This is a genomic window from Pelagerythrobacter marinus (genome assembly GCF_009827515.1).
Lineage (GTDB): Bacteria > Pseudomonadota > Alphaproteobacteria > Sphingomonadales > Sphingomonadaceae > Pelagerythrobacter > Pelagerythrobacter marinus.
The window spans coordinates 26,189-43,494 of the sequence record NZ_WTYO01000009.1; the positions used below are offsets into that span (position 1 = coordinate 26,189).

The 17,306-nt window shown below is 69.6% G+C and carries 14 protein-coding genes; 9 read left to right on the forward strand and 5 right to left on the reverse strand.

All coding sequences use genetic code 11. The features are described 5' to 3' along the window. Positions 1 to 15 precede the first annotated feature (15 nt). The 3 genes from GRI72_RS14050 to GRI72_RS14060 form a co-directional block, all read right to left on the reverse strand. Positions 16 to 414, reverse strand: coding sequence for a cupin domain-containing protein (locus GRI72_RS14050; protein WP_160734541.1), 399 nt, complete (start codon positions 412 to 414; stop codon positions 16 to 18). Further along, the gene (locus GRI72_RS14055; protein ID WP_160734542.1) at positions 414 to 806 is read right to left on the reverse strand and encodes a VOC family protein; all 393 of its coding nucleotides are present in this window, start codon (positions 804 to 806) and stop codon (positions 414 to 416) included. The genes GRI72_RS14050 and GRI72_RS14055 overlap by 1 nt, the downstream gene beginning before the upstream one ends. A 124-nt stretch (positions 807 to 930) precedes the next feature. Beyond that, entirely contained in the window at positions 931 to 2,748 is a 1,818-nt protein-coding gene (locus tag GRI72_RS14060; protein ID WP_160734543.1) for an aminopeptidase P family protein, read from the reverse strand. Between the two features lie 37 nt (positions 2,749 to 2,785). Here GRI72_RS14060 and GRI72_RS14065 point away from each other — a divergent pair, with 37 nt between their 5' ends. Next, complete coding sequence (locus GRI72_RS14065) at positions 2,786 to 4,900, forward strand: S9 family peptidase (protein WP_160734544.1); 2,115 nt, start codon at positions 2,786 to 2,788, stop codon at positions 4,898 to 4,900. Next, positions 4,897 to 5,295, forward strand: a complete 399-nt coding sequence (locus GRI72_RS14070) for an acyl-CoA thioesterase (RefSeq protein ID WP_160734545.1) — start codon at positions 4,897 to 4,899, stop codon at positions 5,293 to 5,295. The genes GRI72_RS14065 and GRI72_RS14070 overlap by 4 nt, the downstream gene beginning before the upstream one ends. A 21-nt stretch (positions 5,296 to 5,316) precedes the next feature. Here GRI72_RS14070 and GRI72_RS14075 read toward each other — a convergent pair whose 3' ends face one another. Continuing rightward, positions 5,317 to 7,017 (reverse strand): GGDEF domain-containing protein, encoded by a 1,701-nt coding sequence (locus tag GRI72_RS14075; RefSeq protein ID WP_160734546.1) that lies wholly within the window; start codon positions 7,015 to 7,017, stop codon positions 5,317 to 5,319. Positions 7,018 to 7,098: 81 nt separating this feature from the next. After that, on the reverse strand, positions 7,099 to 8,214 hold the full coding sequence (gene ald, locus GRI72_RS14080; protein WP_160734547.1) for an alanine dehydrogenase: 1,116 nt from the start codon (positions 8,212 to 8,214) through the stop codon (positions 7,099 to 7,101). 273 nt (positions 8,215 to 8,487) lie between these two features. On the opposite strand from ald, the gene GRI72_RS14085 reads away from it, so the two are divergent. The 7 genes from GRI72_RS14085 to GRI72_RS14115 all read left to right on the forward strand — a co-directional run bounded on the left by GRI72_RS14085 (position 8,488) and on the right by GRI72_RS14115 (position 16,815). Then, positions 8,488 to 9,897, forward strand: coding sequence for an OprO/OprP family phosphate-selective porin (locus GRI72_RS14085; protein WP_160734548.1), 1,410 nt, complete (start codon positions 8,488 to 8,490; stop codon positions 9,895 to 9,897). A gap of 92 nt (positions 9,898 to 9,989) precedes the next feature. Next, complete coding sequence (locus tag GRI72_RS14090; protein ID WP_160734549.1) at positions 9,990 to 11,036, forward strand: substrate-binding domain-containing protein; 1,047 nt, start codon at positions 9,990 to 9,992, stop codon at positions 11,034 to 11,036. Positions 11,037 to 11,216: 180 nt separating this feature from the next. Next, on the forward strand, positions 11,217 to 12,095 hold the full coding sequence (ku, locus tag GRI72_RS14095) for a non-homologous end joining protein Ku (protein WP_160734550.1): 879 nt from the start codon (positions 11,217 to 11,219) through the stop codon (positions 12,093 to 12,095). After that, the gene (locus GRI72_RS14100) at positions 12,095 to 12,565 is read left to right on the forward strand and encodes an MgtC/SapB family protein (protein ID WP_160734551.1); all 471 of its coding nucleotides are present in this window, start codon (positions 12,095 to 12,097) and stop codon (positions 12,563 to 12,565) included. Before ku ends, GRI72_RS14100 begins: the two co-directional genes overlap by 1 nt. After that, entirely contained in the window at positions 12,562 to 15,111 is a 2,550-nt protein-coding gene (gene ligD, locus GRI72_RS14105) for a DNA ligase D (RefSeq protein WP_337191204.1), read from the forward strand. Before GRI72_RS14100 ends, ligD begins: the two co-directional genes overlap by 4 nt. A 58-nt stretch (positions 15,112 to 15,169) precedes the next feature. Continuing rightward, positions 15,170 to 16,309 carry a DUF2157 domain-containing protein gene (locus GRI72_RS14110; RefSeq protein WP_160734553.1) on the forward strand — a complete coding sequence of 380 codons (1,140 nt, stop codon included), beginning with the start codon at positions 15,170 to 15,172 and terminating at the stop codon, positions 16,307 to 16,309. After that, positions 16,306 to 16,815 carry a GDYXXLXY domain-containing protein gene (locus tag GRI72_RS14115; RefSeq protein ID WP_160734554.1) on the forward strand — a complete coding sequence of 170 codons (510 nt, stop codon included), beginning with the start codon at positions 16,306 to 16,308 and terminating at the stop codon, positions 16,813 to 16,815. The genes GRI72_RS14110 and GRI72_RS14115 overlap by 4 nt, the downstream gene beginning before the upstream one ends. Positions 16,816 to 17,306: the final 491 nt, after the last annotated feature.

The window sequence follows — 17,306 nt, forward strand, 5'->3', positions numbered from 1 at the left end:
CGCCGCGCAAGCCGGTCAGCGCGGGCGGTGTTCGGTCCCCTCGCCGGCGGTGATGAACAGCGCGGTCGCCTCGCCCCCGGCAATATCGGCCGTGTGCCAGGTGCCGGGCGGGTTGATCGCATATTCGCCGGGGTTCAGCGTCACCGTGTCGCGCGACCCGTCGGCATGTTCCTGGTGCAGAGTCATTTGCCCGGCGAGACACAGGACGACTTCGTCGCCTGCCGGGTGCATTTCCCACGACTCCCACGGCCCGGTAAAGCGCGACCAGCTGACCAGCCGCCCTTCGGCCCCGTCCCCGGCATGGCGCCGCGCATAGTCGGCATACCATTCCATCCCGGTGAATTCCGGCTCCGCCACGGCCGTGGCCCCGCGGCCGAGGTGGACCGGGAAACGGGCGATCGGCCGCGCGGGCATCAGCCCTTCACCATGCAGAAGGCGTTGAGCTTGTTGCCGTCGCGATCGCGGAAATAGGCGGCGTAAAAGGTCCGGCCCTCGCCATCGGGTTCGCCACGCGGCCCGGGCGCGCCTTCGTCGGTGCCGCCGTTGGCCAGCGCGATCTCGTGCAGGCGCTTCACCTGGTCCGGGTCCTTCGCCTCGATCGCGACCATCGTGCCGTTGCCCACGCTCGCCGCCTGCCCGTCATAGGGCCGGGTCAGCGCGATGCCCGCGCCGCCGTCCCACTGGCCCCATGCGATGTGGGTGTCGAAGTCCATCATCCGGCCCACGCCCATCTCTTTCGCGATGGCATCGTAGAACCCGGCATTGCCCTGCAGGTCGTTGGTCCCCAGTGTCACGTAACCGATCATCGCCTCTCTCCCTTGCCAGCGACTCGCCAGGCCGGAACATTAGCAGAACATCGGCGCGTGCGAAAGCGCCCCGCGATCGGGCGGGATCGTCGCCGTGCCACGGTGGGGCCGGCCCGGCGCGCGGCTAGAGCGGCCGGCAGGCTTCCTCCAGCCAGGCCAGAACCTCGCCTTCGAGCTGCGGGGCGAGGATCGCGCGGGTTTTCGCGTGGTAATCGTTCCACCAGGCGATCTCGTCGTCGGTCAGGAGCGCGCGATCGACCAGGGTGCGATCGATCGGGACGAACGTCAGCGGCTCGAAACCCAGCCACTCGCCCTCGCCGCCCTCGATCTCGCGCTTCACGGTCAGGACGAGGTTCTCGATCCGGATGCCGTATTCGCCGCCCTTGTAGTAGCCCGGCTCGTTCGACAGGATCATCCCGGCGAACAGCTCCTGCCCGGTGCCGGCCTGGCCGCCGCTGGACTTGGCGATCCGCTGCGGTCCCTCGTGCACGCCGAGGAAGCTGCCCACGCCGTGCCCGGTGCCATGACCGTAATCGACCCCCGCCTGCCACAGGAACTGGCGCGCGAACGCATCGAGCTGGCTGCCGTTGGTCCCCTGCGGGAAGACCGCGCGGTCGATCGCGATATGGCCCTTGAGCACGCGGGTGAAGCGATCCTTCTGCTCGGCCGAGGGGGCGGCCGAACCGTCGGGCGTGCCGATCCACACCGTGCGCGTGATGTCGGTCGTGCCGTCGAGGTACTGCCCGCCCGAATCGCACAGGAACACGCTGCCCGGCTCGATCGGCAGGTTCGAATCCTCGTCCACCCGGTAATGCGGGATCGCCGCGTGCGGGCCGGCGGCGGAAATCGTGTCGAAGCTGTTGTCTTTCAGCAGGCCGGTCGCCTGGCGGAATTCCTGCAGCTTGGCAGCCGCCGAAAGCTCGGTCTCCCCGCCCTGGGGCGCGGCGACCGACAGCCAGTGGAGGAACCGCGCGACCGCCGCGCCGTCGCGTTCCTGCGCCTTGCGGTGCCCTTCCTGCTCGACCGGGTTCTTGATCGCCTTGGGCAGGATCACCGGGTCGCGCTCGGCCACCGGCGTCGCCCCGCCTTCCTCGAGCAGGCGGAAGATCGCCGCGACGCCGAAATCGGGATCGACCGAGACGGTCTTGCCCTTCATCGCCGAAAGCGCGCCGTCGAACTCGCTGCGCGCGCGAATCGTCACCGCATTGCCGAGGTGCTTTTCCAGCTCGGGCGTGACTTTCTCGGGCGCGATGAACAGCTCGGCCGTGCCGTCGCTATGCGCGATCAGGTAGGACAGGGCGACCGGGGTGCGCTCGACATCAGTGCCGCGGATGTTGAGCAGCCAGGCGATCGAATCGAGCGCCGAGACGACCGCCGCGTCGTAGCCTTCCTGTTTCAGCCAGTCGGCCACTTCGGCGCGCTTTTCCGCGCTCGAGCGGCCGGCGTGCTCGTCCGCGTGCACAAGCGCGGGGGCGGTGGAAGGTTCGGGCTGATCGTCCCACACGGCATCGACCGGGTTGCTTTCGACCGCGACCAGTTCGCTGCCCTTCTTCGCCAGCGCCTTGCCCACCTGGTCGGCCCAGCCCTTGGTATGGAGCCAGGGATCGAAGCCGATCTTCGCGCCGGCAGGGGCGTTGTCGGCGATCCACCTGCCCATCGAGACCTTGGGCACGAGGCAATAGTCGTAGAGGCTGCCGTCCACCTGTTCGCGGACCTGGATCGTGTAGCGGCCATCGACGAACATCGCCGCCTTGTCGGCCAGGACGACGGCGCTGCCGGCCGATCCGCCGAACCCGGTCAGCCAGGCCAGGCGCTGGGCATAGCCGCCGATATATTCGCTCATGTGTTCGTCGGAGATCGGGACGACGAAACCGTCCAGGCCGCGGCGCTTCAGTTCCTCGCGCAGCGCGGCGAGACGGCTTTCGTGGGTTTGCATCAGCATGGTTGCGGTCCTTTCGTGGCCCACATAGAGCCGCGGAATGGATCATGCCACCGAACATTCCCCGTCCGGCCCCCCCGTGGCGGCGCGGCGCCCCGTGACGACAACGCATCACGGGGTGGAGATTTCCGACGATTACGCCTGGCTGCGCGATCCCGGCTATCCCGCGGTGACCGACAAGGCGGTGCTCGCCCACCTCGAGGCGGAAAACGCCTGGTTCGAGGCGCGGATGAAGCCGCATCGCCCGCTGGTCGATGCCCTGTTCGGCGAAATGCGCGCGCGGATCAAGGAAGCCGACCGCTCGGTGCCGCAGAAGGACGGCGACTGGCTCTACTGGATCGAGTTCGAGGAAGGGGCCGAGTACAAGAAATGGTGGCGCCGCCCGGTCGGCGCGCCGGACGACGGCAGCGCCGACGAGCTGATCCTCGACGAGCCGGCCCTGGCCGAGGGCAAGCCCTATTTCCGCGTCGGCGCGCTGTCGGTCAGCCAGGATGGCACCAAGCTGGCCTTTTCGATCGACGACAACGGATCGGAACGCTTCACCGTGCGGGTCAAGGATCTGACGACGGGGGCGATGCTGCCCGACGAGATTCCCGGCACGCTGTCGGCCCTGGTCTGGGTCGCGGGCGACACGGGGCTGATCTATTCGCTCGCCAACGAACAGTGGCGCACCGACAATGCCCGGCTCCACTGGCTGGGCCGCCCGCTGGCCGATGACGTCGAGCTTTATCACGAGGACGACGAGGGCTTTCGCGTCGGCTCGTCGCTCTCGGCAGACGAGAAATGGGTCGTGATCGGCAGCAGCGACCACGAGACGAGCGAGGTCCGCCTGGTTCCGGCCGACGACCCGCTGGCCGGGCCGCTGCTGGTGCGCGAACGCGCGAAAGGCGTCGAATACGATGTCGACGTGCATGGCGAGACGCTGTTCGTCCATGCCAACGACACGCACGAGAACTTCCGCCTCGCCACCGCGCCGCTCGCGCGGCCGGGCGACTGGACCACGCTGATCGCCGGTTCGGACGGCTTCTACCTCACCGGGTTCGAGCTGTTCCGCGATTTCTACGTGGTCGAGGGGCGGCGGGGCGGCCTCGATACGATCGAGGTGCGCTATTACGACGATCCCGCGCGGGTCGAACCGATCGCCTTTCCCGAAGAGAGCTACAGCGCCGCGCTGGGCAACAACCCCGAGTTCGCGACCGGGGTGCTGCGCCTTTCCTACGAGAGCATGGTCAGCCCCTCCACCGTCTACGATTACCACGTGGCCGAACGGCGGCTGGACGTGCGCAAGGTGCAGGAAATCCCCTCCGGCTACGACGCGACGCTCTATCGCACCGAGCGGCTGGAGATCGCCGCGCGCGACGGCACGCCGATCCCGGTCTCGATCGTCTATCGCGCCGACCGGCCGCAAGCCGGGCCGCTCCACCTCTACGGCTACGGCGCTTACGGGATCGCGATCCCGCCCGGCTTCTCCACCAGCCGGCTGAGCCTGGTCGATCGCGGCTTCGCCTATGCCATCGCGCATGTTCGCGGCGGCGACGACCTGGGCCGCGCCTGGTACAAGGCGGGCAAGCTCGAACGGCGGACCAATGCCTTCAACGACTTCGTCGACGTGGCGAAAGGGCTGATCGATCGCGGCTATACCCGCGCCGGGCAGATCAGCATCTCGGGCGGGTCGGCCGGAGGCGAACTGATGGGGGCGGTGATCAATTCGGACCCCGCGTTGTGGGGCGCAGTCGTCGCCCACGTGCCTTTCGTCGACGTGCTGAACACGATGCTCGACCCCACGCTGCCGCTGACGCCGGGCGAATGGCCCGAATGGGGCAATCCTATCGAGGACAAGGCGGCCTTCGACCTGATCCGCAGCTACAGCCCCTACGACAACGTGCGCGCGCAGGACTATCCGCCGCTCCTGGTCACCGCGGGGCTCAACGATCCGCGGGTGACCTACTGGGAACCGGCCAAGTGGGTCGCGCGCCTGCGCGCGCTGAAGACCGACGACAACGAGCTGCTGCTGAAGACCAACATGGGCGCCGGGCACGGGGGCAAGTCGGGCCGGTTCGAAAGCCTCGAGGAAGCGGCCGAGGAATTCGCCTTCATCCTGTGGCAGATGGGCATGGCCGGCAACGATGCCGAAGCCGGGGCGGCGCAGGCATGAGCGGCCCTTTCCGCATGACCTTCACCGCCCTGCCGGGCCACATCGACGTGATGGGCCACGTCAACAACACGGTCTGGGTGCAATGGGTGCAGGATATCGCCACCGCGCACTGGGACGCGGCGGCAAGGCCCGAACACGCCCGCGCCTTCGCCTGGGTCGTGACCCGGCACGAGATCGACTATCGCGGCAATGTCGCGGCGGGTGAGGAGGTCGCCGGCGAGACCTGGATCGAGGGCGATCCGCGCGGCGCGACTTCGCTGCGGCGGGTCGATTTCCGCAACGCGGCGGGCAAGGTCATCGTTTCGGCCGCGACCACCTGGGCCATGCTCGACCGCGCGAGCGGCCGCCTCGTGCGGGTGCGCGCCGATGTCGTCGCACCGTTCCGCGCCGGCTGATCGCGCCCGCCCGCGCCGCGTTCAGGCGGCTGCGCCGGCCGCCGTGCCCCCGGCGGCGAACAGCGTCAGCCGCTCGTGCATCGACCGGTTGCGGCCGGCTTCCTTCGCTTCGTAGAGCAGCTTGTCGGCCCGGGCGTAGAGCTCGTCGAACCCGATCGTGTCGGGCACCCCGTCGGGGATCTCGATCATCCCCATGCTCGCGGTAACGACCCGGTCGATCTGCGTGACCTCGCGCGCGACGCGCAGGCTGATCGCGCGCCGGATCCGCTCGGCCCGCTCGGTCGGGCGCTCGCCGCGCAGGAACAGCAGGAACTCCTCGCCCCCCATGCGCACCGCGACCGAATGGCGCTGGCGCTCGCCGGCAAGGACCGCGGCGACCGTGCGCAGGACCTCGTCGCCGACCGCGTGGCCGAAGGTGTCGTTGACGTCCTTGAACCGGTCGAGGTCGAGCAGGGCGAAGGTCGAGAATCCCTCGGCTCGGAGCTGCGGGAAACGCTTGGCCAGGCCGCGCCGGTTCATCAGCCCGGTCAGCGGGTCGCGTTCGACCAGGTCGCCCAGCTCGGCCGCCACCCGGCGGGCGCTGTCGCGCTCGCGCCGCAGGGTCAGGAAGCGGTCGGTCACGCCGAGCGCGGTCACCGTCGCCTCGCACACCAGGCCGAGGTAGAACAGGTCCAGCGTGCGCACTGCGGGCACGCCCGGCATCAGCTCGGTCGAGATCTCGACCAGGAAGACGATCGTCAGCGGGATCCAGCCCACCAGCTGGAACCGCACCGCGCGGCTGCCGCGGGCGAGCGCGCTGCCGACGACGCGGAACCACAGGACCATGACCGGCAGCAGCGCGATCCCGTGCAGGGGCAGGCCCGCCGGGACCATCCATTCGGGCCACAGCGTCTGCAGCGCGGAGACGGCCAGCGCCCAGGCCGCGGCCCATTCCATCGCCCGCGCCTGGCGCGCGCCGAGCTTGTCCGCCTCGATGAAATGGCGGGTGAACAGCAGGCAGGCGGCGATCGCGGCACCGAACGTCATGATCGTCGCCGCGCGCCAGGCCATCGGATCCAGCGCGAACCATTCGTTCACGATCCCGCTGCGCAGCGCGACCAGCGGGATGAAGCAGGCGGTCATGGCCGCGTGCCAGAGGATGAAGCGATCGCGCAGCACGCGCCAGAACAGCGCGTCGAAGACGATCGGCATGGCCAGCATCCCGATCAGCACCGCGATCAGCGCCAGCCGCCCGACGTGGCCGGGGCGCCGGTCGGGCCGCTCGCTCGAAAGGTGCAGGCTCTCGAGGCTGGCCTTGTGCGACAGCCCCTCAATCCGCGCCTCGACCCGGGCCGGCGGCGCGCTCGCGCGCGGCAGCGGCAGGGCCAGCGTGGGGCCGGCGCTGGTCGCGATGGCATCGGCCATCGGCACGCTCGACCGGGCGACGGAGCCGTCGCGCCCCTCCACGGCAAAGGCGACCCGGTCGAACCGGCCGAGGTTCATCAGCAGGTAGCGCGGCGGCGGGCCGGCCGGGTCCGGTTCGAACTGCAGCGCCAGCGTTTCGGCCGGGAACCGGGCGGGCGCGGCGGTGCAGGGCAGGACGGCATCGCCGGGCAGGTCGGCCAGGACGCTGACGGTGGAGGCGGCAGGCGGGCAGGGATGGGCCGCCGCCGGCGTGGCCAGCGCAGCGATCATCGCCAGGGCCGCCGCGACGGCTGCCCCCAGGATGGAATTCCCGCCCATGCCGTAGCGTTAGGGCGTGCGGGTTATCGCCCCGTTAAGCGGCGCGCAGGCGCTGTTCCGGGGCCGGCCGGCGTGAACGGGTCAGGCCAGGACCTCGGCGACCGGGTGGTAATCGTAGCCCAGTTCCTGCGCGACCGCGGCATAAGTCACCTTGCCGGCATGGACGTTCAGCCCTTCGGCGAGGTGCGGATCGCGGCGCATGGCCTCTTTCCAGCCGAGGTCGGCGATCCGCAGCGCGTGCGGCAGGGTCACGTTGTTGAGCGCGTACGTACTGGTGCGCGCGACCGCGCCGGGCATGTTGGCGACGCAATAGTGGACCACGTCGTCGACCACGTAGGTCGGGTCCGCGTGGGTGGTCGGGTGGCTGGTTTCGAAACAGCCGCCCTGGTCGATCGCGACGTCGACCAGGACCGCGCCCGGCTGCATGCAGCGCAGCAACTCGCGCGAGACCAGCTTGGGTGCCGCCGCGCCCGGGATCAGGACCGCGCCGATGACGAGATCGGCCTCGCACACCGCGTCTTCGAGGTTGGCCTTGTTGGAAAAGCGGGTCTTGGCCCGGCTTTCGAAGTGGATCCCGACCCGTTCGAGCACCGCCGGGTCGCGATCGAGGATGGTCGTGTCGGCGCCGAGGCCGACCGCCATCTGCGCGGCGTTGAAGCCGACCACGCCGCCGCCGATTACCAGGACCTTGCCCGGCAGAACGCCGGGCACGCCGCCCAGCAGCACGCCGCGCCCGCCCTGGGCCTTCTCCAGCGCGGTGGCGCCGGCCTGGACGCTCATCCGCCCGGCGACCTGGCTCATCGGCTTGAGCAGCGGCAGCGAGCCGTCGGGGCCGGTCACCGTTTCATAGGCGATTGCGGTCACGCCGCTTTTCACCAGATCGGCGGTCTGCGGCGCGTCGGGCGCGAGGTGGAGATAGGTGTACAGCACCTGGCCTTCGCGCAGGCGGGCGCGTTCCTCGGCCTGGGGTTCCTTGACCTTCACGATCATCTCGCACTCGGCGAAGATCTCCTCCGGCCCGTCCTTGATCGTCGCGCCGGCCTGGCGATACTCGGCATCGTCGGCGCCGATGCCGTTGCCCGCGCCGCTCTGGATCCAGACCTCGTGGCCATGCGTTATCAGCTCGCGCGCGCTCTCGGGCGTCAGGCCGACGCGGTATTCGTGGTTCTTGATTTCGGTGGGGCAGCCAATGCGCATGACTCGGGTCTCCTCGCTGCGGCGCCGTTACAAGTGAAACTAGCGCGCCGCAACCTGCCGCTACGGCGAGGGGCACCGGCGGGCGCGCGGGGGTGGCGCGCGCGCAACAGGCGCGACGGGAAGGGCCCGCAGCGCCCGAGCGCCGCCTGCGATGGGCGCCCCCGATGGTCGCGCGCGGCGATCGCCCGTCTGCAATCTGTCATCGAAACGTCACAAAACAGGCATACGGGCGCCGCCAACCGGTTAGAAATCGGTCGTAAAAGGGTAACCGAAATGAAAAACATTCTGTTCGCCCCCGGCCTCGTCCTCGCGGCCATGCCGCTCGCCGCGGCCCCGGCCATCGCGCAGGCGACGCCGCCCGCGGCGAGCGAGACCGCCCGCGAGCTGGCCGCGATGCGCGCCGAGATGGCCCGCATGGCCGCGCGGATCGAGACGCTCGAGGCCGAACTGGCCGCCGCGGGCGATGCGCCTGCCGCCGTTCCGGCGGACGATGCGCCTGCCGCCGCCGATCCGGCGAACGCGCAAGCCGAAGGCGTTTCCGGCGGCGCACCCGCCGGCAGGGGCGGGACCACGATCCGCTGGAAAGGCGCGCCGGTGATCGAGGGCGAAGGCGGCTGGAGCTTCAAGCCGCGCGGGCGCCTGCAGATCGATGCCGGCACCATCGCCGCCCCCGCCGCGACCGGGGCGGAGGACGGCTTCGGCAGCGAGATCCGCCGCGCCCGGCTCGGCGTCGAGGGCGATATCCCGGGCGGCTTCGGCTACAAGTTCGAGCTCGATTTCGCCGGCGGCGAGGTCGAGATCGCCGATGCCATCGCGACTTACGGCGACGGCGGGCTGACCGTTTCGGCCGGGCAGCACAACACGTTCCAGGGGCTGGAGGAACTGACCAGCAGCCGCTTCATCTCGACGATGGAACGCGCCGCCTTCACCGACGCCTTCGGCTTCGAGCGGCGGGTCGGCCTCTCGGCGCAATACGCGGCCGATGGCTGGCTGGTCCAGGCGGGCGTGTTCGGCGACAATGCCGACGACCTTTCGAACCGCAACTGGAGCGTGGACGGCCGGCTCGTCGCGATGCCCGAACTGGGCGGGGCGCAGCTCCACCTCGGCGGGTCGCTCCACTATGCCGAGTACGAAAGCGGCACCACGCTGCGTTATCGCCAGCGGCCCTTCGTCCATTTCACCGATACGCGCTTCATCGACACCGGCCGGTTCGCGGCGGGCAGCGAGCTGGGCATGGGGCTGGAAGCGGCCGCGATCGCCGGGCCGTTCCACGCCGCGGCCGAAGGGTTCTGGCAGAAAGTCGATCGCCCCGGGGCCCTGGCCGACCCGACGTTCTTCGGCGGCTATGCCGAAGTCGGCCTGTTCCTGACCCGCGGCGACACGCGCGGGTACAAGCGCGGGGTGTTCGACCGGGTGAAGCCGGCCAGCCCGGTGGGCGAAGGCGGCTTCGGCGCGATCCAGGTCAACCTGCGTTACGACCGGCTCGACCTTTCCGAGGCCGCGATCGTCGGCGGCACGCAGGATGGCTATGCCCTCTCGCTCGTCTGGACGCCGACCGACCATACCCGGCTGATGGCCAACTATGGCCGGATGGAGTATCGCGGCGCGGCCATTCCCGCCGCCGGGGGCGAGCGGTCCTACGGCGTCGATGCCTTCGGCGTCCGCGCGCAGATCGATTTCTGATCGGGGGCGGAAACCGCGCCCGCACATGTCATGTAGTTGTCATGGATCGCTCATACCCGAGAGCCGATCCCAACCTTGCAAGGGGTAAGAAAATGCAGTTCACCAAGTCCATCTGTCTCGCCGCCGTCGCGGCGCTTTCGCTTTCGGCCTGCGGCGATGCCCCGGGCACCGGCGGCACGCGCGATTCGATCCGCGCGGTCGGTTCGTCCACCGTCTATCCCTTCGCCAAGGTCGTGGCCGAGAACTTCGCCCGCGCGCATCCCGACTTCCGGTCGCCGCTGATCGAATCGACCGGCACCGGCGGCGGCATCGCGCTGTTCTGCGAAGGGGTGGGGCCGAACACGCCCGACATGGTCAATGCCTCGCGCCGGATGAAGGCGAGCGAGTTCGAAACCTGCCAGGCCAACGGCGTGGAAGAGATCATCGAGCTGCAGGTCGGCCTCGACGGGATCGCCTTTGCCTCGGCCCAGGGCGGGATCATGATGAACCTGACCCCGGAAATCGTCTACCAGGCGATTGCCGCGCGCCCTTACGGCGAAGAGCAGACGGCCAAGACCTGGGCCGATGTCGATCCCTCGCTGCCGGACGAGCCGATCCTCGTCTACGGCCCGCCCTCGACCTCGGGCACGCGCGACGCGCTGAAGGAACTCGTGCTCGAAGTCGGCTGCGATGCCGACCCGGCGATGGAAGCGCTGAAGGAAAGCGACGAGGATCGCCACGCGCAGATCTGCACCGAAGTGCGTTCGGACGGCGCCTATGTCGACCAGGGCGAACAGGACAACCTGATCGTGCAGAAGATCGGCAACAACCCGAAGGCCGTGGGCGTCTTCGGCTATTCCTACCTCGAGGAGAACGCCGGCAAGGTCCAGGGCCTGCCGATGAACGGGGTCGAGCCGACCTACGAGAATATCTCCAGCTTCCAGTACCCGGGCGCGCGCCCGCTCTACGTCTACGTCAAGAAGGCGCACCTCGACGCGATCCCCGGCCTCAAGGAATTCCTGGCCGAGTGGGCGGAAAGCTGGGGCCAGGACGGTCCGCTGGCCTCGATCGGCCTCGTCCCCTCGCCGGACGCGACGATGGCGGCCAACACCGCGTCCGCGACCGGCGAATACACGACGATCACGGGCGAGGAGCTCTGATCGCGCGCGCGGCATAGCGCCCGCGCCCCGGCGCGAAAGGGGGCGCCGTCTCGGCAGCGAGGCGGCGCCCCTTTTTCGTGCCCGCTCCCGATGCAGGTGCGCGCCGTCCCGCGTGAAATCGCGCCGCCGGAAACGATTTGCCGTCCCAAGCGCTGAATCGCGCGAAAGGGGACAGGAACGATGGCGGCACGCGCCTATTGGCAGGGACAGATCAGGCTGGCGCTGGTTTCGATACCGGTCGAAGTCTATGCCGCGACGAAGAGCGGCGCCTCGATATCCTTCCGCCAGATCCACGAGCCGAGCGGCAAGCCGATCAACTACGAGAAAGTCGTCCAGGGGATCGGCCCGATCGATCGCGACGACATCGTCAAGGGCTACGAGATTTCCAAGGGCAACTACGTCCTGCTGGAGGACGAGGAGATCGAGGCGGTCAAGATCGAGAGCCGCAAGACGCTGGAACTGGTCCAGTTCGTCGACGCGCACGAGATCGACGTGTTCTATTTCGAGAAGCCCTATTACGTCGTGCCGCAGGACGAGCTGGCGCACGAGGCCTTCATCGTCCTGCGCGAGGCGCTGCGGCAGAAGAAGAAGGTGGCGCTGGGCCAGCTTTCGGTGCGCGGGCGCGAAACGCTCGTCAGCCTCAAGCCCTGCGGCAAGGGGCTGGTGCTCGAAACGCTGCGCTACGAGGACGAGGTTCGCAAGGCGCAGACCTATTTCAAGGACATTCCCGACGACAAGCCGGACAAGGAAATGCTGGAACTGGCCGGGACGCTGATCGACAAGAAGAGCGCGCCCTTCGACGCCGGCGAGTTCGAGGACCGCTACGTCGATGCGATCCGCAAGCTGATCGACAAGAAGGCCAAGGCGAAGGGCAAGACGATCCTCGAGGACGTGGAAGAGCCCGCGCCCTCGGGCGGGTCGAACGTGATCGACCTGATGTCCGCGCTCAAGAAATCGGTGAAGGAGGAAAAACCGGCGAAGAAGCGCTCGTCGAAGAAATCCTCCGCCAGCGGCAAGTCGGGCGGCAAGTCGGGCGGGAAGACGCGGAAGAGCGCGTGATGGAACTGAACCCACCCGTTCTCGTCCACTGGATGGACTGGGACCTGCTGGTGCGCCTGGGCGCGGCGGCGATCCTCGGCCTCGCGCTCGGCCTCGACCGCGAGGTGCGCGGGCACGCCGCCGGGATGCGGACCCACGGGCTGATCTGCTTCGCCGCGGCGGCGATGACGGTCTCGGTCATCTCGCTGTTCGGCCAGCTCGATGGCGAGCGGATGGACCCGCTGCGCGTCTACGAGGCGACGGGCGCCTTCATCGGCATTATCGGCGCCGGGCTGATCGTGTTCAGCAAGGGCGAGGTGAAGAACCTGACCACGGCCGCGCACTTGTGGCTGGCGGCGGTGGTCGGGATCGCCTGCGGCGCGGCGCAATGGCCGCTGGTGGCGATCGCGGCGGTGATCTCGGTCGTCATGCTGACGCTGCTGGGCTTCGTCGAACGGCGCTGGTTCCCCGACGAGGACGGAACGCCGTGAGCAAGCGCGATCCCCTGGCCGAATACAACCGCAAGCGCGATTTCGCGAAGACCGCCGAACCGGCGGGCAAGCGCGCGAGCGGCGAAGGCGGCAACCGCTTCATCGTCCAGAAACATGCCGCCACCCGGCTCCACTGGGATTTCCGGCTCGAAGCCGACGGTGTGCTCAAGTCGTGGGCCGTGACCAAGGGCCCGTGCCCCGATCCCGACGTCAAGCGCCTCGCCGTGCGGACCGAGGACCACCCGATGTCCTACGCCGATTTCGAAGGCACGATCCCCAAGGGCGAGTATGGCGGCGGCACGGTCATGCTGTGGGATCGCGGCACCTGGGCGCCGGTCGAGGGCAAGAGCTGGAAGGATATCGAGAAGGGCCACCTTCACTTCACCCTCGACGGAGAGCGGATGAAGGGCGAATGGCTGCTCGTCCGGATGAAGAAGAAGCCGGGCGAAAAGCGAGAGAACTGGCTCCTGCGCAAGATCGACGACGAACATGCCGAACCCGGCGACATGCTGGTGGAGCGCGAGCTGACGAGCGTGCTGACCGGCCGCGCGATGGCGGAAATCGCCGCCGACAAGCAGGGCGAGCACTCGCTCGAAGGCAAGTCGGGCGCGGCTTTCGCGAAGGAGATGGCGAAGGCGGGCGAACACAACGCGAAGAAGGCGCCGAAAACGAGGAAGAAGCCGGCGCGCAAGGGCGGCGCGGGCAAGCCGCCCCCCTTCCGCAAGCTGCAGCTGGCAACGCTGGTCGATGCCGTGCCCGCGGGCAACGGCTGGATGCACGAGATCAAGTTCGACGGCTATCGCGCGCTGGTCGCCGCGGCCGGCGGGACGGTGCGCGTCCATACCCGCAGCGGCAAGGACTGGAGCGAGAAGTTCGCCCCGCTCGCGCGCGCTTTCGCCGCGCTCGACCTGCCGCCCTGCCTGATCGACGGCGAAATCGTCGCCTACGATACCGCGGGCAATCCCGATTTCTCCTCGCTCCAGCGCGTGCTCAAGCGCGGGCACGGCGCGCAGGGGGAAGGCGACAGGCTCGCCTTCCATGCCTTCGACCTGCTCGAAGCCGATGGCGAGGACCTGGCCGGCCTGCCCAACGTCGAGCGCAAGGAACGGCTGGAGGCGCTGCTCGACGGGGTCGAGGCGCCGATCCACGTCGCCGACCACGTGATCGGCGCGGGGGAGAAGCTCTACCGCGCGATGTGCGACGCAGCGCAGGAAGGGATCATCTCGAAGGCGATCGACGCCCCCTATCGCGGCAGCCGCACGCGCAACTGGGTCAAGGTCAAGTGCACGCTGCGCCAGGAATTCGTGATCGTCGGGTGGAAGGCGTCGCGCGCCAAGGGACGCCCGTTCGCCTCGCTCCTCCTCGCCCAGCACGAGGGGGCGGGCGAGGATGCGCGGCTGGTCTACAAGGGCAATGTCGGCACCGGTTTCTCGCACGAGACGCTGGAAGACCTGGCGGCGAAGATGAAGCGGCTGGAGCGCAAGACGCCCCCGGTCGAGGTCGATCGCGCCTCCGCCCGCCAGGTTACCTGGGTGACGCCGAAGCTGGTCGCGGAAATCGCCTTCAGCGAGTTCACCGCCGACGGCAACGTGCGCCACGGCAGCTTCCTCGGCCTTCGCAGCGACAAGGACGCGGACGAGGTCCGGCCGGAGAAGGCCGACCCGGCCCCGGCGCGCGAGGCCGCGCAGGACGTCGAGATCTCGAGCCGCGAGCGGGTGATCTTCCCCGATGCGAAATGCACGAAGGGCGATCTCGCCGATTACTACGCCGATGTCGCGCCGCTGATGCTGCCCTTTGCGGGCCAGCGCCCGGTCAGCCTCGTCCGTTGCCCCCAGGGGCGGGCGAAGAAGTGCTTCTTCCAGAAACACGACAGCGGATCGTTCGGCCCCCACGTCAGGCACGTGCCGATCGCGGAGAAGAAAGGCGGGACCGAGGACTATCTCTATCTCGAGGATGCCGCGGGCCTGCTCGCCTGTGTGCAGATGGGCACGATCGAGTTCCACGGCTGGGGCGCGCGCAGCGGCGATGTCGAGCGGCCCGACCGGATGATCTTCGACCTCGACCCGGACGAGGGGCTCGATTTCGCCGACGTGAAACAGGCCGCGCAGGACCTGCGGCGCAAGCTCGCCGATATCGGCCTGACCAGCCACGCGATGCTGACCGGGGGCAAGGGCGTGCACGTCGTCGTGCCGCTGACCCCGGGCCATTCGTGGGACGCGCACAAGGACTTCGCCCGCCGTTTCGCCGAGGCGCTGAGCATGGCCGAGCCCGACCGCTTCACCGCGACGATGAGCAAGGCGAAGCGCAAGGGGAAGATCTTCATCGACTGGCTGCGCAACCAGCGCGGCAGCACCGCGGTCGTCCCCTATTCGGCGCGCGCGCGCGAAGGGGCGCCGGTGGCCGCGCCGATCGCCTGGGGCGAGTTGAAATCGTTCGACGATGCCAAGCCGTTCACGATCGCCGACGCGGCGAAGCTGCACGCGCGCGCGAAGTCGAAATCGCTCGCCGGGTGGGGCTTTGCCGAGCAGCGCCTGCCCGACATCTGACCGCGCCCGGCGCGCCGCGCTTGCTGTCGCCTGCGCGCGGGGATAGCCTGCGGCGCAGATGATCGACGGCAAACTTTCCGCCTGGCAGCGCGCCGGGCTGCTCGACGCGCAGACGGTGGCGGCGATCCGCGCCTACGAGGCGGAGAATGCGCGGCCGCTGGTCCTGTGGGCCGCGATCGGCCTCGGCGCTCTCGCGGTCGGCCTCGGCCTCGTCTCGGTCGTCGCCGCCAACTGGGAGGATATCCCCGGCCGCCTGCGGCTCGCGGTCCATTTCCTCGCGCTCGCCGGGCTCGCCGCGCTGCTCTGGCGGCTGGGCCGGGACCTAGCTGGGGAGGCGTCGTGGGCCGAGGAGGCGGCGCTGTTCGTCTTCGGCGTGCTCGGCCTCACTTTCTTCGGCCATGTCGGGCAGGTCTATCAGACCAGCGCCCCGCTGTGGCAGCCGCTGGCGGCGTGGCTGGTGCTGTTCGCGCCGGCGATCGCGCTGCGCGGATCGGGCTGGCTGACCGCGGGCCTCGTCGCGCTGGTCGTGACCTGGGCGAGCTGGGGCTTTGCCGACCCCGCCCGCCCGCTGTTCGGCGCAGAGGCCCGCTCCGACGCGGTGATCGGCCTCGCCACGGCGCTGCCCGTCCTGCTCGCACCGCTGGGCGCGTGGATGGACCGGCTGGGCGGGCGCGAAGGGTTCTGGTCGCGCCTCGAACAGCTCGGCTTCGCCTATGCGATCGCCTGTGCCTCGCTGGTGATCGTGGCCAGCGCCTTCGGCGAGCTCGACGGGGACGGGCTGCTCACTTTCACCGCGCAGGGGGTGCAGGCGCTCGTCGGGCTGGTCGCCGCGGCACTGGTCGCGCTGGCCCGCCGCGATCCGCCGGGGGCGTCGAGCGCGGCGGTCCTCGCGGGATCGGCCCTTGCGATCCTCGCCGCCCACGCGGTCGAGGGCAGCCAGCTCGGCGCCGCACTGCTGTTCATGGCGCTGTGGGTCGGGATCGCGCTGGCCGCGCTCCAGGGCGGTTCGCGCGGGGTGTTCCAGCTGGCGGTGGCGACGGTCGCCGCGCGGCTGGTGATCCTCAGTTTCGAACTCGCGAGCGACCTGCTCACCAGCGGCTTCGGCCTGATCCTCGCCGGGGTGCTGATCCTCGCCATCGCCTGGGGCGCGGTACGCCTCTCGCGCCGCCTCGCGCCGGCGCGCCGGGGGGCGGCATGACCGCCCGCATGACCGCCCGGCGCGCGCTGGCCGCGGCGCTTGTCCTGCCGCTCGCCGGGCTGGGCGCGAGCTGGGGCTGGGCCGACCGGGCGGCGCAGCAGGGCACGGTGTGGCACGTGCCGATCGCCGGGCACGACCCGCGCGACGTCCTGCGTGGGCACTACGTCGTGTTCACTTATCGCTGGCCCGGCCTCGAAGGCGGCGGGCCGGTGCCCGAGACGCTGTGCCTGGAAGGGAATGCGCCGGACCTCGCGCGCGTCTTCGCCCCGCGGGGGCAGGCCTGCGATGCCTTCGTCCATGCCCCGCGGGGCTGGAACGGGTCGCGCGGCGGGCTGGAAAGCGGGCGGCTCTACCTCCCGCGCGAACGCGCCCGCGCGCTGGAGCGGCAGCTGGCCGACCCGCGCCAGCAGGGCATCGTCCACATCCGCGTGCGCGAAGACGGCCACCCGACCCCGCTCGACATCACCTTTCGCCCGCGCAGCGACGCGGCGGCGCCCGCGTGGTAGCCCGCCTGGACGTGGGATCGCGGCACATTTCCCTTGACATTTATAACCGTTTTGGTTATGTGGTGAGGGCCAGTCCAGACTGGCTACAGCGACGGGGGCAAAGCGTGTACGCGTCACGTCTGGCCGCTTCGTCCATACGGCCGGTGCCTCGGGGGGCTAGTGACCGCTCGATAAAGCACCCCTGTGCCGGGATGCGAGGACTATCTAAGGCGCTTCCCTTGCCCGGCCCGCGGCGGACCTCAACGCCGCGAGCCTTTCAAGGGCCCGCTCCCGCGATAGCCTCTGGCGGACAGGGCAAGCGCGAGCCCTGGCCCTGTCCGCGCCTCGCATTCCTCGAAGGGCCGAGCGGGAGGTTGAAGGCAACCCCTCCCGCCACTCGCAAGGATGTTGCCAAGGCAACCCTGTGACGCCCAGGTGGCAATCCTGTGATGCCCAGGCGGCACCGGCCGGTTCCGTCCGCTTGCCTTTCCTCCCGGCGTAACCGTCCGCAC